This is a genomic window from Soonwooa buanensis (assembly GCF_900167905.1).
Taxonomy (GTDB): Bacteria; Bacteroidota; Bacteroidia; order Flavobacteriales; family Weeksellaceae; genus Soonwooa; species Soonwooa buanensis.
Window position 1 is genome coordinate 271,102 of sequence record NZ_FUYZ01000003.1, and the last position, 24,062, is coordinate 295,163.

Sequence of the window (24,062 nt, forward strand, 5' to 3'; positions counted from 1 at the left end):
TACTAAATATTATGCGCCCAACTTCTGCTAAGTGGTTGTAAAAAATGACTTAGAAAATCTAAATAGGTATTTTTAGAAAAATCAAAAACTTCGATGTCACGAGAAAGCTCACCAGATCTTATTTTGTTTTTAAAATCAAGAAGTTTCAAAGTTTTTACTTCGCCGTTTTCAACATAGCTAGCTTTCATTCTGTCGAAAAATCCAAGCTCATATTCTTTATCAAATTCTCGCATAAGTCCTCCAAGTGCATCAATACTGCAGCCAGAAGCCATTTCTTTTTCTTCATCAACACATACAACAATAAATTGATTTTTTTCAATCTTGAAAGACGCTTCCAGCGGTTTGCCATGCGCAGCCCAAGTTGATAAAAATTCGTACAAACGTTCTGCAATGTCTTTTGCTTCTTTTGGTGAGAAAGGACGAGATGCAGGATATATAATGACTCTGTAGTCGTTGGTTTCTACAATGCTAGATTCTTCAATTTTCATATCAGAATGGTTTTAAAATTAAAGTATAAAATTACGAATTATTATTTAGTTTTAATATTTACAAAAATAAAACCCAAGCAAAGCTTGAGTTTTAATAATATTTTGAAACTTATTAAAGTCTACAAATCGTCAGCTTCGGCAAGAAGTTCGACAATGTCTTTAACTTGTACTTCTTCATTTTTATTAAAATGTTTAACACCATCGGTCATCATCGTGTTGCAGAAAGGACAACCTGTTGCAATCACTTTTGGTTCTTCTTTAAGCGCTTCTTCCGTTCTTTCGACATTGATGTCTTTATTACCTTTTTCTGGCTCTTTGAACATCTGTGCACCACCAGCACCACAACAAAGTCCGTTGGTTTTGCAACGCTTCATCTCAACCAATTCGGCATCAAGTTTTTCCAAAAGCATTCTTGGTGCTTCGTATTCATCATTTCCGCGACCTAGATAACATGGATCGTGGAAGGTAATTCTTTTCCCTTTGAATTGTCCTCCTTCAATTTTTAGACGTCCTTCTTCCATCAATTGCTTAAGGAATTGCGTATGGTGAAGCACTTCGAATTTTCCACCTAAACTTGGATATTCGTTTTTTAAAGTATTGAAACAATGCGGACAAGCCGTCACAATTTTCTTAACATCGTAAGCGTTAAGAATTTCGATGTTGGTTAATGCCATCATTTGGAAGATAAACTCGTTACCAGCACGTTTTGCAGGATCACCAGTACAAGATTCTTCTTGGCCTAGAACAGCAAATTCTACACCTATTTTATGTAAGATTTTACAAAAAGCTTTGGTGATTTTTTTTGCACGATCGTCAAAACTTCCTGCGCAACCAACCCAAAACAAAACTTCTGGAGATTTTCCTTCGGCAGCATATTCTGCCATTGTTTTTATAGTGAAATCCATTTTTTTAATTTATCAATGTATCAGAGTAACAATTTACCAAAATCTTAAAAACCAAAATCATGATTGGTAGATCGTTAAATTATTTAATTATTACATTATTCTGTTGCCCAATTCAATCTGTCGCCTTGGTTGTATTGCCATGGTGCAGCATTGTTTTCGATATTGGTCATCATTAAGTTAAGTTCTGTCGGCGCAGCAGATTGCTCCATCACCAAGAATCTTCTCATTTCAAAAATGATAGATAACGGATCGAGTAGGATAGGACATGCTTCTGTACAAGCGTTACAAGTTGTACACGCCCAAAGTTCTTCTTTAGTAATATAATCGTTTAACAACTTTTTGCCATCATCTACAAATTTGCCACCGTTTGCATCCATGTTTTTGCTCACTTCTTCTAGACGGTCACGCGTTTTCATCATGATAAGACGTGGCGAAAGTTCTTTACCTGTAATATTTGCAGGGCAGCTCGCTGTACAACGACCACATTCGGTACACGAATAGGCATTAAGAAGCTGAACTTTATTTAAATCAAAAATATCTTCTGCACCGAATTTAGCAGGCGCTTCTTCTGCACCTTCAGCTGGCGCTGCGTAAGGATCGGCATTTGGATCCATCATCAATTTGATTTCTTTAGTTACAGATTCCAAATTATTGAATTCTCCTTTCGGGTTTAAATTAGCATACCAAGTACTTGGGAATGCTAAAATAATATGTAAATGCTTAGAATAATAAAGATAGTTCATGAAGAATAAAATCCCCACAAAATGGAACCACCAAGCAAATTTTTCAACAAAGATTAAGAAACCGTCATCAAAACTAAACCATTCCAAAACTGGAACAATGAATGCGTTACTAATTGGGAAAGATCCCACCGTATGATAAACACCTCTAGCTTGTAGAATAGATTCTGATGCATTCAACTTGAAGAAAGCCATCATTAGCGCAAATTCGATAATCAAAATCCAGTTAGCGTCATCTTTTGGCCAACCGAAAAGTTCTTTCATGTTAAGACGTTTAACACCGTAAAAATTTCTTCTAATAAAGAAAACAACCACGCCAATAACTACCAATAACGCCAAAACTTCTAATGTCGCCGTGAAGAAATCATAAATCGTGTCTCCTAAAATTGAATGTAAAAAACGGTGTGTTCCGAAAATACCATCAACGATAATTTCTAAAAGTTCGATATTAATGATGACAAAACCAACATAGACAAATAGGTGAAGAATCCCAGCAACAGGACGTTGTCCCATTTTGCTTTGTCCAAGTGCAACACGTGTCATGGTTGCCCAACGTTCGGATCTTCTGTCGGATCTGTTAATGTCTCTACCAAGGTTGATATTTCTGTAAATCTTTTGTAAGCTTTTCGCAAACATGCCAAAGCCAACGATAAGAAGAATTACAAAAATGATGTTGTCAATATACTGCATATCAATCAAAAATTATTTTTTACCAAATACGGAAATGTTGATATAACGCTTAGGATTTGCTTTAAGGTCTTCTATTAAAGCATTAAGGTTACTAGATGTTTTGTTGAGGTTGTTGTAAAGGTCTTCATCTTTGGTAAGTTTTCCAAGAGAACCTTCGCCATTTTGTATGCCTGCAATAACAGAATTCAGTTTGTCAGCAGTCGTACTAAGGTTTTCGATCGCAGAGTTAAGTTTTTTAACGTCTACATTGTCTGCAACATTTCCGAATTTATCAACTGTAGCTTTTGTTGAAACCAAAGTTTTGTTGGCATTATCAACCACAGACTTCACTCCAGCTTCGTTATTTGCTAGCATTCTATTGGTTTGGTCAGCGGTAACTTTGAAGGCAGAAACAGTCTGGTTAAGGTTTGCTAAAAGCACTTTTATTTGTTGACGATTTTGCTCATCTACCAATTTATTAGCACTTACCATTGTCGAATCTAATTTTGACAAAACACTTGATACTTGATCTTTAACAGGACCAACTTGTGATGCCAAAGAGTTAAGCATTGACAATTGGAAGTTGCCTTTAAGCGTATCGCCATCTTTTGCTAAAACATTTCCTTTTGCAAGATTTATTCTAAGCTCTTTTCCAGACATAAGGCCTGGTTCAAAAATTTCAACATTAGAATTTTTTGTAAATTCGAATTTGTCATCAACAGTAATCTGAACGACAAAATGTATATCGCCACTGGCGGTTGGTACTGGCTTAATCTCAGAAACTTGTCCAACACGTAAACCATTTATAGAAACTGGGTTTGACTTTGCTAATCCTTCTACATTGTCATATTTGATGTAATATTGATTGTCTGTAGAAAAGATATTTTTCCCTTTCATGAATTGAAATAATATCGTAAAGGAAATAATTGCAAAAATTGCAATAAGACCAGCTTTTAATTCTTTACTAAACTTCACGTAAATAATATTTTTTAGGTTACAAATATAAGAATATTGCAGTTAATATTCTTTCTAAATAAAAACAAGAAAGCGACCTGCAAATTGCAAGCCGCTTTCGTTATAATTTTAAGTAATTTCTTACTGTTGATGTCCTGTTTTATCCCAAACTTCAATTCTGTAATCTTTGATGTCGGCGTTATCTTGGAGAGATTTAAGATAACCTTGTCCGAACATGTTACTGTTTTGTTGTTGGATTGCATCTACAACTTGCTTAGCATCGCCAGGCATTTTGTTGCTCTTGATCGACTTGCGTTGTACAACAAATACACCTGCCATACCTTCGATAGGTTGAGAGATTTTGTTGTTTGCAACACCGAATGCAGCACCTGCAACTTTAGCTTCCATAGATCCACCAATATTGGCATTGAAGAAGTTAATGTCAGAATTTGCTTTTGTTGTGTTAAACAATTTCGCAATTTGATCTAGGCTTCCTGCTTTAGCAGCATTTATTTTATCAATGATCTTTTTAGCTAGTAATTTATTTTTAACAATCGGTTCGATTTGCTCTCTTACGCTTTCTGGATTAGCAAGACCAGCATCTTGTTTGCCAACTAGGTAAGCAACAATACGATCACCTGTGCCATCAACCGTGAAGATGTCGCTATCGCCAATTTCTCTTTTCTTGTCAAATGCCCAAGTTAAGATTTCGCCATCTTTATCAGTTCCTAAACCTGGTAATTGTCCTTGGAATCTTGTAACTGCTTTAGGATTTTGCATGTTGAAACCTCCTTTTTTAGCAATGTTACTAAACTCGTTAAAGCTCTTACCTTGTACTTGTTGGATGAATCTAGTTGCTTTGTTATGTACGTCGCTTTCAGTTTTGTCAGAAGCTTTGATCGCTTTTGCTAAATGCGCTACTTTGTAAGCCATAGCACCAGATTTTTTATCATCAACTTTGATGATGTGGTAACCGAATTGCGTCTCAGCAAGACCGATTGATCCTTTGCTGTTGTTGGCTAAGAAATTAAGATATCCTGGTGCAAATTGCGATTCTGGTGTCGTCCAACCCACACTACCTTTTCTTTCTACAGCGTTCGGCTCGTCAGAGAATTTAAGATCTTTATCAAAATTAGCAGCATTAGATTTAACATCAGCTAAGATGCTATCAGCTAATTTTTTTGCTTGCTCTTTAGTTCTTGTCGCAGTTGATCTTTCGGCGCCTTTATAGCCGATTAAGATATGGCTAGACATTGTAGAATCCGTCGGCTTCTTGTCTAGTAATTTTGAAACGATATAATAATTTTGCTCTTTGTATGGTCCAAAAGTTTGTCCAACTGTAGCGCCAGCAATTTTGTCTTTTAAAGCTGTAGGTAATTGCTCAGGCTTTAGATATTGAGGCATGTAAGGAACGTCAGAGTTCAATTCCACAAACATTGAGTCGTTCTTTGTATTTTGGAAGTTCTCAGTTCCGTTAGAAGCATCAGATCCTTTTAAGAATAACTTGTTAAGCTCGTTAAGAGACGCTGCATCATCCTGTGCGCTTGGTGTCGCTGGGAAGTATACATAACCAATGTTACGGTTAGCATCAACTTTGAATCTCGTTGGGTGCAACTTGATGTAATCTGTAAGATCTTGTGTTGTTACTTTTGTAGGATTTGTTTTTTCAAAACTTGTATAATCTACTTTTACATAGTCAACGTTTGCGATTTCGTCACGTTGTTTGATAACAAGGTCAGCTTCTTTTTTGCTAGCAGTAATACCGTTTCCTAAGTTTCCGAAAAGGATTCTTGCCATCATTCTGTACTCGATAGATTTTTTGTTTCTAATCCAAGCGTTGTACATTTCTGCTTGACCAGCTTCTTGTAGACCTTCGATTTGTTTCTTGATGTCTTGAAGTTTGAAGTTTCCTTTTTCGTCAAAGTTAGACGGGTTTTGTGCAAACATTGGATCGTACTGAAGTTGACTCCAGAACATATCGTCCGTTAACTCAAGACCTAATTTTTCAAATTCTTGTTTAATCAATTTTGACTGTACCAAAACTTGCCAAGCTTGCTCTTCAAGTCCATTTTGAGGTTGTCCTTGTTGTTGCGCTTGCTGCTGAAGTACAAATAATTGGTCGTTGAACTCGTCACGGCTAATTTCTTCACCATTAACTTTTCCTAGAATACTAGGGTTTTTACCAAAAATTTTATCGATAGAATCTGGATTTACCAAGAAAGCTAATAAAGCTAAGGCAATAACACCCATCAATAACCAAGGTCGTTTTCTAATCTCTCCTAAAACTGCCATTTTTTGTTATGTGTTTATAATCAATCCGCGAAAATACATATTTTTGAACTAAAATGAAAAATTTGTTTTAAACTTTTATCATTCTTAAAAGTCTTTTATGAAAAAGCCACCGAAAAAATAATTTTCGATGGCTGATATATTTTCAATTTTAATGCTTATTGACCGCCATATTTTTTGTCCATAATCTTGTCGCGCACTTTTCCTTCTGTTTGGAAGAGTTTAAGGACTTGTTGTGGTGTCAATATTTTTAAAAACTTATCGGCATATAATTTTCTGTTATCTAAAAGTTGTTTTCCAACTTCAAAACTTTCATCAAGTTTTTGCTTAGCCTCATCATTGCTAAGTTTTTCGATGTTGACCGATCCTTTAAATTTATCTTTAATCTGTTTTTGACTATTAGTGTATTGTTCAAAAATTTCTTTAAACTCGGCTTGAGATTCTTTCGGAACATCTAATTCGTCAAGGAAAATATCTTGTTTTACCGTTTGCATAAATTGTGACCGCTCACGAGGAGTCATGTTTTTCATCATTTCGTGACGTTCTTCTTTATTCATCCCTTGCCAGTTGGACATATTTTGCGTTTGGTTTGGTGCACTTCGGACTCTGTCATTTTGTATTGGCGAAAGGCTTGTTGTGCCAAGACTTCCTCTTTGCGAGGTGTTGCCAAGGTTTTCTGATGACGTACGATTTCTATCTGTACTTCCTCCACGGCGCTCGGTTTGCGCATTAATTTGCGCCATCGAAGAAATTAATATTAAACTAAAAAATAATTTTTTCATAACTCTCTTTTTTCAACTAATTGTAAAGGTCAAGATAAACATCTTGATCAACAGTTTTATCAAGGTCGCTGACTTGGTCAGGCGTCATAACCGCAAGAACTTGTGTAATTTTCGCATCCGATTTATTAGCTTTTGCAAAAGTAGCTTTTGGCGTTGTCGCATTAACTTTAGTGTAAGCTAGATCTTGACGTTCAATTGGTTTATTTGTAATCCTATTGTTGTGTTCAGTTGCAGTAGGATGTTTGCTTTCTGTTTTAAGGTTTTCTTGTGGAGCAGATTTAGCTTGTGGCACATTATATACAGCCAAAGCTTCATCATTTTTTATTGTATAACTGCTGTCAACAATGTCTTTGTTTTTTGCAATAGTTGTCTGTTGATCAGTGTTTTGATTGCTAATGCTCCAGATGCCAAGACCTCCGATAGCTGCTATTGCCGCTGCGGCTGCCCATTTAAAATTAAGTGGAATTATTTTAGCTTCTTTCTTTTGAGGAATGGTCTTGTTCAAAACATTATTCTGCATTTCCGCAAAGAAATCTGGCGGTGTTGCAAAACTGTTCTTACGTTCAAGATTTTCTATATCAAAATTTTTCATCATCTATTTATTTTACTAAAATTCGCTAGAATAGTTGTCTTTAATAAAAGTTTCAATTTTTTCTTTCGCGTAGTGATAGTTAGTTTTTAGCGTGCCAACAGACATATCAACAATTTTTGAAATCTCTTCGTATGGCAAATCATCATAATATCGCATCGTGAAAACCAATTTTTGTTTCTCAGGAAGACTTTGTATGGCTTTCTGTAACAAAAGTTGAATCTCGTCTGCGTCTTTTTCTGCGTTATCAGCTACCAAATTCTGCATGTAGTAATCTGCATCTTCATCCGCTTTTTTCATCTTTTTCATTTTATTAAGTTGTTGAAGCGCTTCGTTGGTTGCAATCCTATAAAGCCAAGTGTACAACTTACTATCTTGTTTGAATTGATGAAAATTCTGGTAAGCTTTAATAAACGTTTCCTGCAATACATCTTGCGCTAGATCATGATCCACAATAAGTCGTCGGATATGCCAATACAATCGACTTTGGTGTGCATCCATCAATGCGCGAAGCCCCTTTTCTACAGTTTTTGGCTGTAACATTAGCTTGATAATGTCGTCGTCGTTGAGCTTCATTGAGATGTTTCGTTAGTTGGATAATTTTAATAAGCCAAAGTTAAAATTGTTTTTCAAATTTTTGATTCTGTGTCTCGAAATTGTCTTTAAATTCTACTAAATTGCAACAAATATTAAATCCAATATCGTGAAAATCGCTATCATCGGCTCCGGAAATGTGGCTTATCATCTCGCAAAAGCCTTAAAACAAACTGAACAAAATTTAGTCCAAATTTTCGGAAGAAACCAAGAAGTTTTAAATTCTATTTCTAAAGAATTAGATATTCCTGTGTCGATTAACGAGTTGGCGGAGGCAGATTTGTACATTATTTCGGTGAGCGATTCTTCGGTTGAGGACGTTTCAAAAATCATTAAAAATCCTAATGCAATTGTTGCTCACACGTCGGGTTCTTTACCAAAAAAAATATTAAAAGGTGATTATAAAAAAGCAAGTTTTTATCCACTGCAAACTTTTTCGAAGTCAAAAGATTTAGATTATGCAGATATTCCGTTTTTTATTGAGGCGGAAGAGAAAGAAGTGGAAAATGTTTTAATTGATGTTGCTTCAAAAATTTCCAAACATGTTGAAATTGCAAATTTTGAAAAGAGAAAATACATCCATCTAACGGCGGTTTTTGCATGTAATTTTGTGAATCATCTTTTTGCTCGAGCTAAAGAAATTTCTGATTCGCAACAGATTTCGTTTGATTATTTTATGCCTTTAATAGAAGAAACTTTTGATAAAATTAAATCTGTAAATCCAAAAGGCGCGCAAACTGGACCTGCGGTTAGAAATGATAAAAGGATTTTGGAAGCACATAAAGAACTTATCAAAAACCCCGAGCAATTGGCGATTTATAAAGTTATGAATGCCTCGATCCAAAAAATGTACAATTTGGATTAAAATATTTTGTAACAAAATTCGAGACTCGATACTAATTAGATATTACATTTAAAAACAATGCAAAATGAATATTAAAAAATTAATCAGTCTTAGTTTTATCTTGTTTGTAGGATTACTTTCGGCGCAAGAAAATGCGAATCGTTTTTTCTACGAATTAAGTTTTAAACCTAAAAAAGATTCTGCAAAAATTGACAAAGTCATGACGATTTTGGATATTACAAGTACAAAGTCTCAATACGAAGATTTTACTGGTCCTGCACAAGATTCAATTTTAAAAGTGAAAGTCGAAGGCATGCAAAAATCTGGAATTTTTGAAGATATTTCTAAAAGTATGAAGATGCCAAAGTTTTCTTATAAAATCCAAAAAGCTTATCCTGATATGAAAATTACAGTGTCGGATATGATTAGTAACAGAAATGCTTTTGGTTACGAAGAACCTGTGAAATTCGATTGGAAAATTTCTAATGACAAGCAAATGATTGGGAAATACAATACTCAAAAAGCAACCACAGAATTCGGAGGAAGAAAGTGGACGGCTTGGTTTAGTACAGATTTGCCTTTCCAAGATGGACCATATAAATTTTACGGACTTCCTGGTTTAATTGTTAAAATAGAAGATGATGCTAAAAATTATTCTTGGGAATTAAAAGGGAATAAGCAAATCAAGGATTGGAAAGAGTTGTCTTATGGTGAAGAAATGCGTCGTACAATGGGATATAATCCTAAAGTGACAATTATTTCTAAAGATAAATTTGATGCTACTGCAAAAGTATTTAGACAAGATCCTTTTGGCGAATTTCGTCAATATATGACGCCAGAGGCTATGAAAATGACAATGCCAGGGACGCAAATGACGATGGGAGAGTTTATTAAAAATCAAGAAAAACTAATCAAGGATTTTTTAGCTGCTAACGACAATCCTATAGAGATTACAGAAACCGCAGCGGAGAAGAAAAAATAGTCTTATATTATTGATAACATGATAAAAGTCGGGTGGTAGCTCGGCTTTTCTGTTTTAGTTTGTTATTTAGATTTAATTAAAATAAGCTATCTTTGCAATTCTAAATTACTCGTTTTGATAAAAAAAATATCTGGAACATTATGTTGTTTCCCTAAAAATACATTAGGGAAAATTCGTGGGTTTAATGATGAATTGAAAATGCCAACCAAAATTTTGGAAATGGGATTGTTGCCAAAAACGAGTTTTAAGATTTTGTATCAAGCGCCTTTTGATGGGCCTTTGTACATCGAATATGGAGAGGAGCGATCTAGACTTGCGTTAAGAATTGAAGAAGCAAGATTTATTGAGGTAGAGATGATGTAGTTATGGAAAATCAAAAAAATCCGAGCAAAAAAGTCCTTTTAGTCGGAAATCCAAATGTTGGAAAATCAACTATTTTTAATGGTCTTTCTAAGAAAAAGCAAAAAACGGGTAATTACGCTGGTGTAACAGTTGCTAGTCACTCTGGACAATACGAATACGAAGGCGAAAACGTCGAGATTGTCGATCTTCCTGGTTCTTACAGTATTTATCCAACTTCTGAGGATGAAGCTATTTTTTCAAAATATTTGGTAGAAGAGCGCGATACTTACGAAGGTGTTATATACGTTGCTGATGCGATTAATTTGCGACGAAGTTTGCTGCTTTTTCAACAGATTCGCGATTACGGTATTCCTGCAATTATGGTGGTTAACCAAATTGACGAAGCCGAAAAAAGAGAAATAAATATCGATGTAAAAAAACTGTCAGAACTTCTCAATGTTCCTGTTTTTAAATCGAATGCTAAAAAAAATATTGGTCTCGAAGAAATTAAAAAAGCGGTTAAAAATTCTGCGTTTACAACCACCGAAAAAATTAGTTTTGAAATCCCAATCGAGCAAAAAGAGATTGTAACTCGAATTTCTGACCAAACGCATGAGGCAAATCAATATCGAGTATGGACGCTTTTGGCGGCTAACAATTATATCGGGAAACTTAATAACATCAACGAGATTCTTAAAAAAGAAGATGTAAGTTGCCATGTTCCGAAGCGTTTGCAAGTCCAAGAGACCATTAGACGCTATCAAGTTATTGATGAAGTGTTATCTCAAATTGTACAGAAAAAACCTGCGTTTAAAGAGCTTTTAACAGAGAAATTAGATAAAGTTTTAGTGCATAAAGTTTGGGGTTATATTTTCTTTTTCTTGATTTTGATGTTGGTTTTCGAAAGCGTATTTTTCCTAGCAGAATTCCCAATGGCGTGGATCGAAGATGGATTTACGTGGTTGACAGATTGGGCTGCGACAACTATTCCTCCTGGACCAATTAATAGTCTTATAACCACGGGAATTATTCCTGGTGTTGGCGGGATTTTGGTTTTCGCACCTCAAATTGGTATTATGCTATATTTCCTTTATTTGTTAGAGGATTCGGGTTATATGGCGCGCGTTGTATTTTTAATGGATAAATTTTTGCGACCTTTTGGCTTGAACGGAAAAAGTATTGTGCCTTTGGTTTCTGGAGTTGCTTGTGCGATTCCCGCAATTATGTCTACAAGAAACATCGAAAATACAAAAGAAAGATTAATTACTATTTTGGCGACACCTTTTATGACTTGTGCTGCTAGAATACCTGTATATAGCATTTTGATAACCTTGGTTATTCCAGATAAGACATTTTTAGGTTTCGGATATCACGCATTGGCTTTGATGGCTATGTATTTATTAGGTTTTGTTTTGGCGCTTTTAGCGGCTTTAGTTTCGAAATTTTTTATTAAATCTAAAACTAAAAGTTTTTTGGTTATGGATTTGCCAACATACAAAATGCCGCTTTGGGGTTACAATGTTAAGTTGATGTTGGAGAAAGTTTGGGGATTTGTGACTGGTGCTGGTAAAGTTATTTTTGCAGTTAGTGTTATCTTGTGGGTTCTGAGTTATTTTGGACCAAAACAGCAACCAAATCAATTTGTAGCAAGTGAAGTGAGTCTTCAGGATTCATATCTTGGTAAAGTTGGACATTTTATAGAGCCAGCTATTCGACCTTTGGGTTACGATTGGAAAATGGGAATCGGCTTGTTATCAAGTTTTGCAGCAAGGGAGGTTTTTGTTGGTACGATGTCAACTTTATATAGTCTAGATGACGAAGCGCCAGAAGGGAAGTTGCTCGACAAAATGCATCACGATACTTATCCTAATGGTGAGAAGGTTTTCACCTTAGCAACAGGTATTTCACTACTTATGTTTTACGCATTTGCGATGCAATGTTTCACAACTATTGCGGTTGTATATCGTGAGACAGGAAGTTGGAAGTTAACAGTAACACAAACTGTTGTCATGTGTGTATTGGCATACTTTGTGTCGTTACTTACATATCAGATTTTAAAATAACTTCTAAAAATTTAAACAAAATGGATTCTCTTGTATTTCAATATGTATTGATTGGTGTTTTGATTTTTGCTATTGGTTATGCACTTTTCAGAAATTTACGAAACGCTTTTAGAAAATCAAAAAAAGGCGGTGGCTGCGATACCAACTGTGGTTGTTCGTAATATCATTTTTGATTAACATTTGGCAGTTATTTTTTATGTAATTTTGCATAAAAATTTATTTAATGTCATTAATAAAAAGTATCTCTGGTATTCGCGGAACGATAGGTGGACAAGTCAATGATAATTTAACACCTTTAGACATCGTAAAATTCGCTTCCGCATTCGGAACTTGGCTTCAAAATACTAAAAACAAAAAAAATCTAAAACTCGTAATCGGTCGCGATGCTCGTATTTCTGGGCAAATGTGTTCGTCTTTGGTGACGGCAACTTTGCAAGGTTTGGGTATCGATGTTGTCGATTTAGGCTTGTCAACAACGCCAACGGTTGAGGTGATGGTGCCAGAATTAAATGCTGATGGCGGAATTATCTTAACGGCTTCTCACAATCCTAAACAATGGAATGCGCTAAAACTTCTTAATGACAAAGGCGAATTCATCAATGCTGAGGAAGGTGCTAAAGTTTTAGAATTGGCGGAGAAAGAGGATTTTAACTATGCTGAAGTTGATGATTTAGGAAATTACGAAGTTAACACAGATGCTTTCGATATTCATATTCAAAAGATTTTGGCTTTGCCAATGGTTGACGCAGAAGCTATTAAAGCTAAAAAATTCAAAGTTGTTTTGGACGCTGTTAATTCGACTGGAGGTTTAGCAATTCCGATGTTATTAGAAAAACTGGGTTGTGACGTTGTTAAACTTTATTGTGAGCCAAACGGCCATTTTCCGCACAATCCAGAACCTTTGAAGGAGCATCTTGGTGATATTTGCGAATTGATGATTAAAGAAAAAGCCGATGTTGGCGTCGTGGTAGATCCGGATGTTGACAGATTAGCTTTAATTGATGAGAAAGGCGAAATGTTTGGTGAAGAATATACTTTGGTTGCGGTTGCAGATTATCTTTTGAAACATAAAAAAGGTGCAGCGATTTCTAACTTGTCATCGAGTAGAGCGCTTCGTGATGTGGCGCAAAGTCACGGTTCAGACTATTTTGCAAGTGCAGTAGGAGAGGTTAATGTGGTTAACTTGATGAAGGAAAAAGATGCTGTAATTGGTGGTGAAGGTAATGGCGGAATTATCTATCCAGATTTGCATTACGGAAGAGATTCTTTAGTTGGTGTTGCGTTGTTTTTAACACATTTAGCGAAGGAAAACAAAACAGTTTCTGAACTTAGAGCCACTTATCCAGCTTACTTCATGGGGAAAAAGAAAATCGAATTAACGCCAGAAATTAATGTTGATGCTCTTTTAACTAAAATGGAAAAAGAATATCAAAACGAAGAGGTTTCTACTGTTGACGGTGTTAAAATAGATTTTGCTGAAAATTGGGTTCACCTTAGAAAGTCAAATACAGAGCCGATTATCAGAATTTATACAGAAGCTAAATCTCAGGAGGAAGCTGATAAATTGGGTGATGATATCATCGCTAAAATTAAAAGTTTGATTTAATTTTTTTTTATTAAATTTAATAGTCGGTTTTAGACAGACTATGTGTTTTATTAATTAAAGTCTATCGAAGTTTGTAAAACTTTTTCTCAGTTCGATAGTACGTTTATAAATATATTGGAAGAATTTTTTGAAAACGAACTTGCTAAAAAGTTCGAAGACATGATTGAAAATAATGAAGAACTCTACTTCGATACCGAAGAATACGAGGATATCATTATTTATTATTTGGAACTTGGCGACATTTCTTACGCAGAATTGGCAACAAAATATGCGCTGAAACTCCATCCAACTTCAATCGAATTAAAAACAAAACAACTAGAGGTTTTCCTTGAGTTAGAGCGCTATACAAAGGCTAAAGAACTTATCGATGAGTTAAAGCCATCTTGTATGGAAATGACAGACTTTTTAGTGTGTTGTGCTAAATATTATTCTAACCTTGGGAATCCAAAACGCTCTATTGAATATTGCGAAAAGGCTTTGGAGTTGGAAGAAGAAGAGAACTTCTTACACAATTTTATCGCGGATGAATATGTGAATCTTGACGATCCATTCAATGCTTTGAAACATTATTCTAAAGCTTTGCAATTTGATCCGCAAGACGAATATTCTTTGGAAAATGCGATGGCTTGTTATACGAAGCTTAATCGTTTCCAAGAGGCTTTAGGCTTTATTAACCAATATTTGGATAAGTATCCGTTCTCGGAAATGGCTTGGTTTGAGTATGGACAATTGCATTTTAACAAAAAGAATTATCTAGAAGCTATCAAAGGTTTCGATTATCTTTTGGCGATTAATCCAAATTCGGTGGGAGTTTACGCTAACAAAGCAGCTTGTTATGAGGCTTTGGGAGATTGGGCACGCGCTATCGAAGTCTATGAAGAGATGTTGGATTTGGAATACACCAAGGCTTTCACTTATTACAAAATAGGACTTTGTTATAAAGAAAACAAAATGCCGATTCAGGCGTTGGCTTATTTTCAAAAGTCGTTAATAGAAGATCCTCAGTTTTATTTGTCGATGATGGAGCAATCTTATATCTACGAAGATATGGGCAAATTAAAAGAAGCACTGCATTTTGCTAAAGAAAGTGTTTTGTTAAACGAAAACAATATTGAATATCAAAAACGTTTAGCATTTCTTTATATCGAATCTGGTAAGTTTGAAGAAAGTTTAGCTTGTTTTAAAAAATTGATTGCTGTTGAGCCTTCAAGATTTTATAATTGGTACGCTTATTCGGAAGTTTTGATGCTGATTGGCGAATACGAAGATGCTTTAGCGCTTTTAGCAAAGGCAATTCAGTTGCATAACCGCGCAGAATTGCATTATCAAAAGAGTAACTGTTATTTCCATCTTAATTTAAATAAAGAAGGAAATGAAGCCTTGAAACAAGCTTTAGAAATGGATCCCGAAATCTCCGAAGATATGGGACAAAAGTATCCGTTTATAAAAGAAGCAGTCAAAAAAGTTAAAACTAAAAAGAAATAGAATTAAAAATCATCTCAATCTGAGATGATTTTTTTTGTCGGTGCACTTCTCAAAAATATTAATCCGCCTAATATTAAAGCTGCCCCGAAATATTGTATCCATGTTAAATGTTCGCCATCTAATAATCCCCAAATAACTGCAACTATCGGCATAACCAGTGTTGTTGTAGAGGCGAATAACGGTGTCGAAATATGTAATAATTTGTAGTTGAGCATCATTGCAAGTCCAGTTCCAACAATCGATAATGTCCCAACGTACATAAAGCCGTGCCACGGAATTTCTACGCCAGAATTTAATTTAGTAAAAAATCCAGAGAAAATTAAGGACAAAAATGACGGAATTAGCAGCACAATCGAAAATACAAACGCTGATAATATTTTGGGTTCGACATTATGTAATTTTGCTTTGACTGTTGTTGTGCTGACTGCGTACATTAAAGTTGCTAAAAGAAGCAGTAAAATTGGATAGAGTTTGAATTCTCCAAAGTTTAAATTTCCGAATGCTAAAATACAAGCGCCTGTAAAACTTATAAGAATCCCGTAAAGCTGCGATTTCGTGGTCGCAATTCCCCAAGCCAAACTTCCAACAATAATCACAAAAATCGGCATCATAGAGTTGATAATCCCCGCAATACTGCTGCTAATATGTTCTTCGGCCATCGGGAATAAGAACATCGGGAAAAAGTTACCACACAATGCAGCGATAATTAACCATTTTACTCTGTCTTTCGGGAATTTTTTGATCTCTTTAATTGCAAAAGGTAACAAAACCAAACCCGAAATCAGAACTCTTAAACCTCCAACTTGATAAGGATTAAAGTAGATAAGAGATTTTTTTATTAAAATAAATGAAGAACCCCAGATTAAGGAAAGTACGATGAGTAGAATCCATTTTAGTTTATCATTCGACATTTGATGATTGGTATAGAATTGTTAAATACTCTTTTTTCGAAATCATTTTGGCACCCAAACTTTCCAAATGCTCGCTATGGACTTGACAATCGATTAAATCAAATTCGTCAACATGTGTTTTACAAAAATTAATAAAACCAGCTTTGGACGCATTGCTAACTTTAGAAAACATACTTTCGCCACAAAAAACACGCCCGATTTTAATACCGTAAAATCCGCCAACCAACTCTTCGTTTTGCCAAACCTCAATGCTGTGGGCAATACCATGTTTATGGAGCTCAATAAAAGATTTTATTAAATCATCATTAAGCCAAGTTCCGTCCTGGTCTGGTCGATAAGTTGTTTGACAAGCCTTTATCACTGCTTCGAAGTTTTTGTTTTCAGTAAAACTAAAAACATTTCGATTTAGGATTTTTGACATCGACTTTGAGATTTTTAACTCATTCGGAACTAAAATAAATCTCGGATCTGGGCACCACCACAATATTTCCGAATCGTCGTTGTACCAAGGAAAAATCCCTAGTTGATATGCAAAATACAGCCGTTCTGGACGTAGATCTCCGCCAATAGCAATAACGCCTTGGTCAGGATTATACAACATCGGATCAGGAAACGAAATATCGTCGGCGTCTAGTCTAATCATTGGGATAAAAAAATCCTACTTGTTAGCAGGATTTTATTTTAGTTGTTTTCTTTTGTTTAGAAAGGAAGGTCGTCTTCTTCGTCTGCGAAAACATTTGTGTTTTGGCTAGAGCTTGCAGGAGCGCCAGCCGCAGATGTAGGCTCATTAGAGCTACCACCGTCTAGTTTTTCGATTCTCCAACCGTTAATAGAGTTGAAATATTTAACTTCTCCTTGTGGCGAAGTCCATTCGCGTCCTCTTATGTTGATAGAAACTTTCACTTTATCTCCTTCGTTGTAGGCATTAAGTAAGTCAACTTTTTCTGAAAGAAATTCGATGTTAATCGGCTGTGGATACTGTTCCTCAGTTAATAATACCATTTCTTTTTTTTGAAAACCACTTGCAAATGTCTGTAAATCAGAAAGTTTTTTAATAGTGCCTTGTAACTCCATGTTAAAATAAATTTATGTGGGTAAAGGTAATAAAAACGAAAATAGATTAAAAATTTTTGGGTCTAAAAAAGGTGAAGAAAAAAAATATTAAAAAGTTTTAAAAAATATTTGGTTGGTAAAATAAAAAGTCTCTATATTTGCAACCACAAAACAACAGGTAAGAAGTTCTTTAAATAAAGCGGATGTGGTGTAATTGGTAGCCACGCCAGACTTAGGATCTGGTGCTTCACGGCGTGGGGGTTCGAGTCCCTTCATCCGCACTATGCGAAAATAGCTCAGCTGGTAGAGCACAACCTTGCCAAGGTTGGGGTCGCGGGTTCGAATCCCGTTTTTCGCTCCACACCATGCCCTGGTGGTGGAACTGGTAGACACGCAGGACTTAAAATCCTGTGCCTCTTTTGGCGTACGGGTTCAAGTCCCGTCTGGGGTACATAAGAAGACTGATAATCATTGATTATCGGTCTTTTTTGTTTTAGGATAAGATGTTTTTTTTAAAGCTTATATTTTGTAAACCTATTGGCTCTTTCAGTTATTAAAATTCACGATTTTGAGGAATGATTAACTAGCTATTACCTTATATTTTAAAACAAAAAAAAGCCCTCAAAAGAGGACTTTTATAACTTGAACGATTCAAAAATTACTTTTTAGATTCTTCTACAGAAACTTTTCTGAATTCTTTGAATAATTTTGTTAATTCTAAAGCTGATTTTCTAGCTCTTGCTCCAGCAGCTTTGTTTCCTTTTTCTTCTTGTAAGCTAGCATCAGTTTTGAAAGCTTCGATTTCAGCATTGATCTTTTCAATAAGTTCTTTCATTGTAAATTATTTTAATTTGAGCGTCAAATATAGAATTTTGTTTGATTGCACCCAATTTTTTTTCAATAAAAATGATGCTTTAACGCTTTATTTATGGGATTTTCTAATAAAAAACCTCTTTTTATTTTGTGTTTTAACTTTTGATTTCATATTTCATACGTTTTATTTATTGTTTTTTGAAATCTTCATGAATAGTGTGCTTATATTATATTTGATGTAGATGTTGTTAAAAGTTTGTAAAATATTTAATAAAACTGATGTATTGTTAAATATTTATTACGATATTAGATGAGATACTAATAAACTATAACTAACATGAGATGCTTCGCTTTTGCTGAGTATGTGTTTTCATCGCCTCAGCTTTTCTATAAAGACTTTTCTTTTTTGTCGAGTGTCAAATTCTTAGTGGCGCTACCACAAAATACAAGCATCACAAATTCGATTGCTGTTTTTTTTCGTGATATTTCGTATAGAAATCAGCATATTGATGTGTTTTTTGGTATTTTTCTGCTAGGTGCTTTTATGTTTTTATTCTTTTTTAAAAAACACAGACGTCATAGAAAAAGTGCAACTGCTGAGATTATTAAATTAAAAACTGAAAATGAATTTTTAAATAAGAATGTAGATTTACGATTTAGTTATCAACATTCGCTAATACAATCACTATTTGACGCAGAAGGCGTTGGTTGTTCTCCAGAGGTTAATACTGCCTTACTAGCTATTAAAAATAGGGTTTCAAGTTTAGGAAAGATTCATAATGAGTTAACAAGACGATCTAACCAAAGTCAACTTCACATGAGAGATTATATGTCGATATTCGAAGGTTTTATTAATGAGAAGTCAAATCATGCTGATCTAAGATTTAGTATCAATCATAATCCAAAACTGGAGGTTGAAAAACTTGCCTTTATTGGGCTTATTGTTCATGAGTTGATGTCAAGTGCTTTTGCGCATCAGCCAGTCGGAGAGGAGCGCTTAAAAGTTAATGTTAATGTAAAGCAAGAGGCAGGTAAGTTAGCTATTGATGTTAAAGATAATGGACTTAAAAATTTTTCGGAGATTGATTTTAAAAATTCTCCTTCTTTGGGATTGAAATTGGCGATGGAGCTTAGTAAACAGATAGAGGCTTCCGTCTACTACGTGCATTCAAAAATAGGGACTCATTATCAATTGCAAATCCCAAATTAGTTTATTTTTTCATATTAGTAAAGAAAGCCGCGCGGAACGAAGTTCCGCGCGGCTTGTTTTTGTTACATTATTTTTTGTAGACTTTTCTATTTCAAAAGAGCGTTAAAAGTATCACCTTGCCGAATGTCGCCTGTGTTATAACCTTTCATAAACCATTCTTTACGTTGAGCGGAAGAACCATGTGTAAAAGCTTCTTGATTAACATAGCCGCTTGATCTTTTCTGGATATTGTCATCACCAACAGCTTCTGCTGCACTAATTGCAGACTCAATGTCGCCAGGTTCTAATATCTTTTCACGATTGTCGGTTTGTCTTGCCCAGACACCAGCATAGAAATCCGCTTGTAGTTCGGTTGCAACCGATACACGATTCATTTCAGCTTCGGAGTAACGTCCACTTTGTCTAAGTTGATCTACTTTTTGTGTCGTCCCTAGCAAAGTCTGTACGTGGTGACCAACTTCATGTGCCATAACATAAGCGATAGAAAATTCGGTTACTTTTGCGCCAAAGCGTTGTTGTAACTCGTTGAAGAAGCTCATGTCCATATAGACGGTTTCGTCAGCTGGACAATAGAAAGGTCCCATCGCTGCTTGCGCTGTACCGCAACCAGAGCGCGTTACGTCTTCGAAAAGTACAACATGCGGTTTTCTATAAGTCATTCCGTTTTGTTGGAAGATCTGTGTCCACGTTTTTTCGGTCTCGGCAGTTACCATCTGTACAAACTCACGAACTTGAAGTTCTTGTTGGTTAAGTTGTCGTTGTTCGGTCTGTTGTCCGCCAGAATTAACTGCAGTTCCTAAAATTGCTGATGGATCGCCTCCTAAAAAGAAAACAATGGCAGCAATAATTAAAGTACCCAATCCACCGCCAACAAGCATTCCGCCACCTCCGCCAGAGCCGCGTCTGTCGTCAACGTTGTCACTTCTATCGTTAGTCCATTTCATAGTTTGAAAATTTATGTGATAAAAATACAAAAAAAATGTAGGTGAGAAACCTACATTTAATTTTATTCTAAGAATGTGGAAAATCGTCTAAAATAGCCCCGATGGGAGCGATTGTTTGAGCTCGTTGTAAAGCTTGGATTTGCTTTGGCTACAACAGCGAGTGCGGACAGCGGGATCAATAGTCAAAAGCAAGGCTAATCGTCCAGCTCCTAAAATTATACTTTGTTGTTAAACTGTATCATTTTGATAGCTGTAACGGCTGCTTCGATACCTTTGTTGCCCAATTCGCCACCGCTTCTTGCAATAGATTGCTCTTTGGTGTCGTCTGTTAAAACGCAGAAAATAGTCGGCGTTTTGGTAAGGACGTTACAGTCTTTGATGCCGTGCGCCACCGCCGAACAAACGAAGTCAAAATGTGGTGTCTCGCCACGAATAACGCATCCAATAGCGATAACGGCTGCAAAACGGTTGGATTTGCACATTTGCATTGCAGCAAAACTAAGTTCGAAAGCGCCAGGAACGTAGAATATTTTGATGTTTTCTTTACGAATGCCTTCTTTGTGAAGTACTTCTATCGCGCCATCGCGCATGTTGAATGTTACAAAATCATTCCACTCAGAAACAACAATGCCGATAGAATATTCATCGGCATTTGATAGGCTGAGTGGCTTGTAATCGGAAAGATTAACCGTTGCCATGTTTTAGTAATATTTAGTCATTTCAATATAAGCATCTGACTGACCATTGTCGTAGTCTTGATACTTCTCATCGATTGTTGCAAAGTATTTTTTAGCTTCTGCCTTTTTGTTAAGAGACAATGCTAACATACCTGCTTTTTTAGTAAAATAATAAGTTGTATAAGCATCCTTTGACGCCGTTGCTGCTTTGTCCATATTAGCCAATGCATCGTCGCTACGGTTAAGGTTGGCAGAGCAATCTGCCATTGCGCCGTACTTCATCGCCATTAAAGTCTTATTGTCACTGCTGAATTTGTCCAACATGTCATAAGCTTTTTGGAAATTTCCTTTTTTGAATTCGATAAGTCCTGCGTTATAAGCCGCTAACTTACCAGCATCGGTAGCAGAATACTCGTTGTAAGTCCCAACAAAACCAGGATTAGCAGCGCTTTTTCCTCCTAAGGCTAAGTCGTTATCACCTTTGGAAAGGTTAGCTTGTGCTGTTAAGAATGATTTAGTCGCTTCTTCGTTTTGAGGTCCAACGATAAATTGTTTGTAACCAAAGAATCCTAAAACTGCAAGGATAAGAACTCCGAAAACAATACCAATTGTTTTAGAATGCTTCTCTAAGCCTTGTTCTACATTGAAAGCTTTTTGGTCTAAGTCTTTAAAAAACTCTACGGTTTCTTTACCTTCCTCGATTTGTTTTTTATTTAAGTCTGCCATATTTTTTATATAATCGAAATGCAAATTTAATGCTTTCTGTGTGATATGCAAAAAAACTGCGTTTTATAGATTAATATTTTAAAATTGAATATATATCTGCGTTGAATTTTTCAAGTTTTTTGGAGCCGTTAAGCTCTTCCAAAGAAATTAAAAAACTGAATTGTGCTGGGACGCCACCTTGTTTTTCTACCAATTTGGCTGCGGCTTCTGTTGTGCCTCCAGTTGCTAAAAGATCATCGTGAATTAATACGCGTTGTCCTTTTTGTAGTTGGTCGGTTTTCATCTCAATTTCCGAGGTGCCATATTCTAGGTCATAAACTTGCCCAATAAATGGTGGTGGAAGTTTTCCTTTTTTACGAATTAAAATAAATGGAACTTCTAACGCAACCGCAATCGCAATCCCAAAAAGATAACCGCGACTTTCGATACCACAAACGACATCGATTTTTCCTTTGCTAAATTCTACAAAGTCTTTAATAACCGCTTCGTAAAGTTTTGGTTGTAAAAATATTGGTGAAATATCCTTAAACTGAATCCCTTCAATAGGAAAGTCAGGGATATTGGTTATTGTTTTTTCTAAATCGTGGATAAGCTCCGAAGATGCCATTTAATTATTGTTTTTTAGATGAATTGATTTTGTAGCTTGTGATTTTCCAACCGTTAGAAGTTGACTTAAGACCATAAGTTACATTAAGCGAAGTCACGTTACCATCTTTGTCGGTCACATCGTAATTTGCGTTGATGGTTGATGTATTATCTTTTGTAACTGGCGCAGAAACCGAATTAACCTTCACACTTTTAACAGAACCAAAGCCAGAATTTGGATTTGAAAACTTATCATAACTTCCCCAAGCTGGGTTGTCTGCGTTGTCAAAAGCGGCTTTATAGTTTTGAGAATTAAGACTACTCAAGAATTTTGAAACCGTTGTCTTTGGATCTCCCGCTGGTTTAGTTGGCGTTGTAGGCGAGGTTGGTGTTGTTCCTGTTGTTGGGTTTTCTGTTCCAGTTGTTGGGTTTTCTGGATTGTTTGGATCTGCTAAAGTTGGATCTGTTGGTTCAGGGATATTTGTAGAAGGCGCTGCTTGTACAATTGCACGAGGATTAAATTCAATTCCAGATTTAATCATTTGATAGACTTTCTTAGCAGTTTTTACACTGACCTTAACTTCTAATTTATTGTCAACAATACTTGCAACAGGAAGAGAAGAAAATTTAATAGTAAAACCTTTGAAGTTGTTGTCCTGCATCATGTTTTTAGCAGTTTGCAATTTGTTTCCGTTACTGAAAACTTCAAGTGTCGTTTCTAGACCAGCGCCTGTAAAACTTATTTTTTCACCGTTCTGATCAACCAATTGTGGAATAACAACAATCGCTTTTGGGCCAGTGATGCTATCTGACATCGCAGGACGAACAACAATGTTAAGTCCGCTAGCTGTTACGTCGTTCGGGTCAACTTCTGATGCTTTTTCATCACCAAAGATATTCATGGTTCCTAATGAGGGTGGAGCAGTACTAGACCAAGTAATATTATTTTTTTGAGCCACTTCGTCCGCCATTTTCAAAATGTCAGGAACTTTTTTTCCGTTAAGAAGTTTTCCTAAAGCTTCAATTTCTGCAATGTCGCCATCGGCTTCTACACCAAAAGTTTTGAGAATATATAAAGCTTCATTGAATTTTATTTGCTTAAGCGTTGGTAACGATGAGGTCATATCGTTGATACTTTCTTGGAAAGCCTTTCTGTTGGCACCATCTACACTTGTTTTTTTACAAGACATCACAAGGACTAAACTTGCAAATAAAAGGTAACGGAAGAATTTCATATCTATGTTTTTTTAGTTAGAAATCTAATATACAAAAATTGTTGTTAATCTACTATATTGCAATGTTTTGCATAGTATAGAAGCTTTGATGCTGCAAAATTACATCATTTCTTTTTGCGTTAAGCATATTAAAAAAACTATTTTTACAAAAATTAAAAAATGATGTCCAATACTTTGAAAGTTGAAATACATAGTTTCTCTTATAAAAAAGGAGGAATCCCAAAAGATAATTCTGGGAATGGTGGCGGATTTGTCTTTGATTGTCGTGGAATTCTTAATCCGGGACGTATAGAAGAATACAAAATCCAAACAGGTAATGATGTTGCAGTACAAGATTATTTGGAAGAGAAAACGCAAATGCCAGATTTTTTAAAGGCGATTAAATCTATTGTTTCCATTAACATTGAAGATTATTTAGCACGAGGTTTCGAGAATTTACAAATCAATTTTGGTTGTACAGGTGGACAACATCGTTCGGTATATTCGGCGATAAAAATTGCAGAATTTATTAAAGAAAAATATCCTGAAGTCGAAGTGGTGATTAATCATGATGAGCAACCACAACTTAATAAATAA

The 24,062-nt window shown here is 35.5% G+C and carries 26 protein-coding genes and 3 tRNA genes; 12 read left to right on the top strand and 17 right to left on the bottom strand.

The window, feature by feature from the left end:
- Window positions 1-2: 2 nt before the first annotated feature.
- The 8 genes from B5X62_RS06510 to B5X62_RS06545 all read right to left on the bottom strand — a co-directional run bounded on the left by B5X62_RS06510 (window position 3) and on the right by B5X62_RS06545 (window position 7,992).
- Window positions 3-488, bottom strand: coding sequence for a hypothetical protein (locus tag B5X62_RS06510; RefSeq protein WP_079666602.1), 486 nt, complete (start codon window positions 486-488; stop codon window positions 3-5).
- Window positions 489-607: 119 nt separating this feature from the next.
- Window positions 608-1,393: a (Fe-S)-binding protein gene (locus B5X62_RS06515; protein WP_079666603.1), complete on the bottom strand. Its 786-nt coding sequence runs from the start codon at window positions 1,391-1,393 to the stop codon at window positions 608-610.
- Window positions 1,394-1,488: 95 nt separating this feature from the next.
- Entirely contained in the window at window positions 1,489-2,823 is a 1,335-nt protein-coding gene (locus B5X62_RS06520; protein ID WP_079666604.1) for a 4Fe-4S dicluster domain-containing protein, read from the bottom strand.
- A gap of 12 nt (window positions 2,824-2,835) precedes the next feature.
- Window positions 2,836-3,777, bottom strand: a complete 942-nt coding sequence (locus tag B5X62_RS06525; protein WP_079666605.1) for an MlaD family protein — start codon at window positions 3,775-3,777, stop codon at window positions 2,836-2,838.
- Window positions 3,778-3,897: 120 nt separating this feature from the next.
- A complete protein-coding gene (locus B5X62_RS06530) occupies window positions 3,898-6,048 on the bottom strand; it encodes a peptidylprolyl isomerase (protein ID WP_079666606.1) in 2,151 nt (716 codons plus the stop codon).
- 155 nt (window positions 6,049-6,203) lie between these two features.
- Complete coding sequence (locus tag B5X62_RS06535; RefSeq protein WP_079666607.1) at window positions 6,204-6,827, bottom strand: hypothetical protein; 624 nt, start codon at window positions 6,825-6,827, stop codon at window positions 6,204-6,206.
- Between the two features lie 16 nt (window positions 6,828-6,843).
- Window positions 6,844-7,422, bottom strand: coding sequence for a hypothetical protein (locus B5X62_RS06540; protein ID WP_144038313.1), 579 nt, complete (start codon window positions 7,420-7,422; stop codon window positions 6,844-6,846).
- Between the two features lie 12 nt (window positions 7,423-7,434).
- Window positions 7,435-7,992, bottom strand: a complete 558-nt coding sequence (locus tag B5X62_RS06545) for an RNA polymerase sigma factor (protein ID WP_079666609.1) — start codon at window positions 7,990-7,992, stop codon at window positions 7,435-7,437.
- A 112-nt stretch (window positions 7,993-8,104) separates the two neighbouring features.
- Here B5X62_RS06545 and B5X62_RS06550 point away from each other — a divergent pair, with 112 nt between their 5' ends.
- The 7 genes from B5X62_RS06550 (at window position 8,105) to B5X62_RS06575 (ending at window position 15,332) form a co-directional block, all read left to right on the top strand.
- Window positions 8,105-8,875 (top strand): Rossmann-like and DUF2520 domain-containing protein, encoded by a 771-nt coding sequence (locus tag B5X62_RS06550; protein WP_394333304.1) that lies wholly within the window; start codon window positions 8,105-8,107, stop codon window positions 8,873-8,875.
- 64 nt (window positions 8,876-8,939) lie between these two features.
- Window positions 8,940-9,836, top strand: coding sequence for a GLPGLI family protein (locus B5X62_RS06555; RefSeq protein WP_144038314.1), 897 nt, complete (start codon window positions 8,940-8,942; stop codon window positions 9,834-9,836).
- A 114-nt stretch (window positions 9,837-9,950) separates the two neighbouring features.
- On the top strand, window positions 9,951-10,199 hold the full coding sequence (locus B5X62_RS06560) for a FeoA family protein (protein WP_079666611.1): 249 nt from the start codon (window positions 9,951-9,953) through the stop codon (window positions 10,197-10,199).
- A gap of 2 nt (window positions 10,200-10,201) precedes the next feature.
- The gene (gene feoB, locus B5X62_RS06565) at window positions 10,202-12,241 is read left to right on the top strand and encodes a ferrous iron transport protein B (protein WP_079666612.1); all 2,040 of its coding nucleotides are present in this window, start codon (window positions 10,202-10,204) and stop codon (window positions 12,239-12,241) included.
- A gap of 20 nt (window positions 12,242-12,261) precedes the next feature.
- On the top strand, window positions 12,262-12,402 hold the full coding sequence (locus B5X62_RS15445) for a FeoB-associated Cys-rich membrane protein (RefSeq protein ID WP_144038315.1): 141 nt from the start codon (window positions 12,262-12,264) through the stop codon (window positions 12,400-12,402).
- Between the two features lie 62 nt (window positions 12,403-12,464).
- Window positions 12,465-13,847 carry a phosphoglucosamine mutase gene (gene glmM, locus B5X62_RS06570; protein WP_079666613.1) on the top strand — a complete coding sequence of 461 codons (1,383 nt, stop codon included), beginning with the start codon at window positions 12,465-12,467 and terminating at the stop codon, window positions 13,845-13,847.
- A 114-nt stretch (window positions 13,848-13,961) separates the two neighbouring features.
- Window positions 13,962-15,332, top strand: coding sequence for a tetratricopeptide repeat protein (locus B5X62_RS06575; RefSeq protein WP_079666614.1), 1,371 nt, complete (start codon window positions 13,962-13,964; stop codon window positions 15,330-15,332).
- 14 nt (window positions 15,333-15,346) lie between these two features.
- Here the strand turns inward: B5X62_RS06575 and B5X62_RS06580 are convergent, their stop codons facing one another.
- From B5X62_RS06580 to B5X62_RS06590, 3 genes are read right to left on the bottom strand one after another with little or no spacing between them, the layout of a single operon-like run.
- The gene (locus B5X62_RS06580) at window positions 15,347-16,243 is read right to left on the bottom strand and encodes a DMT family transporter (RefSeq protein ID WP_079666615.1); all 897 of its coding nucleotides are present in this window, start codon (window positions 16,241-16,243) and stop codon (window positions 15,347-15,349) included.
- Window positions 16,233-16,886 carry a leucyl/phenylalanyl-tRNA--protein transferase gene (gene aat, locus B5X62_RS06585; RefSeq protein WP_079666616.1) on the bottom strand — a complete coding sequence of 218 codons (654 nt, stop codon included), beginning with the start codon at window positions 16,884-16,886 and terminating at the stop codon, window positions 16,233-16,235. The genes B5X62_RS06580 and aat overlap by 11 nt, the downstream gene beginning before the upstream one ends.
- A gap of 56 nt (window positions 16,887-16,942) precedes the next feature.
- Window positions 16,943-17,317 carry a DUF3127 domain-containing protein gene (locus B5X62_RS06590; RefSeq protein ID WP_079666617.1) on the bottom strand — a complete coding sequence of 125 codons (375 nt, stop codon included), beginning with the start codon at window positions 17,315-17,317 and terminating at the stop codon, window positions 16,943-16,945.
- A gap of 178 nt (window positions 17,318-17,495) precedes the next feature.
- Here B5X62_RS06590 and B5X62_RS06595 point away from each other — a divergent pair.
- The 3 genes from B5X62_RS06595 to B5X62_RS06605 all read left to right on the top strand — a co-directional run bounded on the left by B5X62_RS06595 (window position 17,496) and on the right by B5X62_RS06605 (window position 17,747).
- Window positions 17,496-17,577 (top strand) — tRNA-Leu (locus B5X62_RS06595).
- Between the two features lie 4 nt (window positions 17,578-17,581).
- Window positions 17,582-17,657: transfer RNA gene (locus B5X62_RS06600), tRNA-Gly, on the top strand.
- A 6-nt stretch (window positions 17,658-17,663) separates the two neighbouring features.
- Window positions 17,664-17,747, top strand: a tRNA-Leu gene (locus B5X62_RS06605).
- 207 nt (window positions 17,748-17,954) lie between these two features.
- Here the strand turns inward: B5X62_RS06605 and B5X62_RS06610 are convergent.
- Window positions 17,955-18,131 (bottom strand): histone H1, encoded by a 177-nt coding sequence (locus B5X62_RS06610; RefSeq protein ID WP_079666618.1) that lies wholly within the window; start codon window positions 18,129-18,131, stop codon window positions 17,955-17,957.
- 315 nt (window positions 18,132-18,446) lie between these two features.
- Between B5X62_RS06610 and B5X62_RS06615 the strand changes: the two genes are divergently transcribed.
- On the top strand, window positions 18,447-19,319 hold the full coding sequence (locus B5X62_RS06615) for a sensor histidine kinase family protein (RefSeq protein ID WP_144038316.1): 873 nt from the start codon (window positions 18,447-18,449) through the stop codon (window positions 19,317-19,319).
- Window positions 19,320-19,405: 86 nt separating this feature from the next.
- Here B5X62_RS06615 and ypfJ read toward each other — a convergent pair whose 3' ends face one another.
- From ypfJ to B5X62_RS06640, 5 genes are all read right to left on the bottom strand, one after another.
- Window positions 19,406-20,263 (bottom strand): KPN_02809 family neutral zinc metallopeptidase, encoded by an 858-nt coding sequence (gene ypfJ / locus B5X62_RS06620; RefSeq protein WP_079666620.1) that lies wholly within the window; start codon window positions 20,261-20,263, stop codon window positions 19,406-19,408.
- A 215-nt stretch (window positions 20,264-20,478) separates the two neighbouring features.
- Complete coding sequence (gene ribH, locus B5X62_RS06625; protein ID WP_079666621.1) at window positions 20,479-20,961, bottom strand: 6,7-dimethyl-8-ribityllumazine synthase; 483 nt, start codon at window positions 20,959-20,961, stop codon at window positions 20,479-20,481.
- Between the two features lie 3 nt (window positions 20,962-20,964).
- Window positions 20,965-21,666, bottom strand: a complete 702-nt coding sequence (locus B5X62_RS06630; RefSeq protein WP_079666622.1) for a YfgM family protein — start codon at window positions 21,664-21,666, stop codon at window positions 20,965-20,967.
- Between the two features lie 70 nt (window positions 21,667-21,736).
- Window positions 21,737-22,273, bottom strand: coding sequence for an adenine phosphoribosyltransferase (locus tag B5X62_RS06635; RefSeq protein WP_079666623.1), 537 nt, complete (start codon window positions 22,271-22,273; stop codon window positions 21,737-21,739).
- A 4-nt stretch (window positions 22,274-22,277) separates the two neighbouring features.
- Window positions 22,278-23,486, bottom strand: coding sequence for a hypothetical protein (locus B5X62_RS06640; RefSeq protein ID WP_079666624.1), 1,209 nt, complete (start codon window positions 23,484-23,486; stop codon window positions 22,278-22,280).
- 159 nt (window positions 23,487-23,645) lie between these two features.
- On the opposite strand from B5X62_RS06640, the gene B5X62_RS06645 reads away from it, so the two are divergent.
- Complete coding sequence (locus B5X62_RS06645) at window positions 23,646-24,062, top strand: RapZ C-terminal domain-containing protein (protein WP_079666625.1); 417 nt, start codon at window positions 23,646-23,648, stop codon at window positions 24,060-24,062.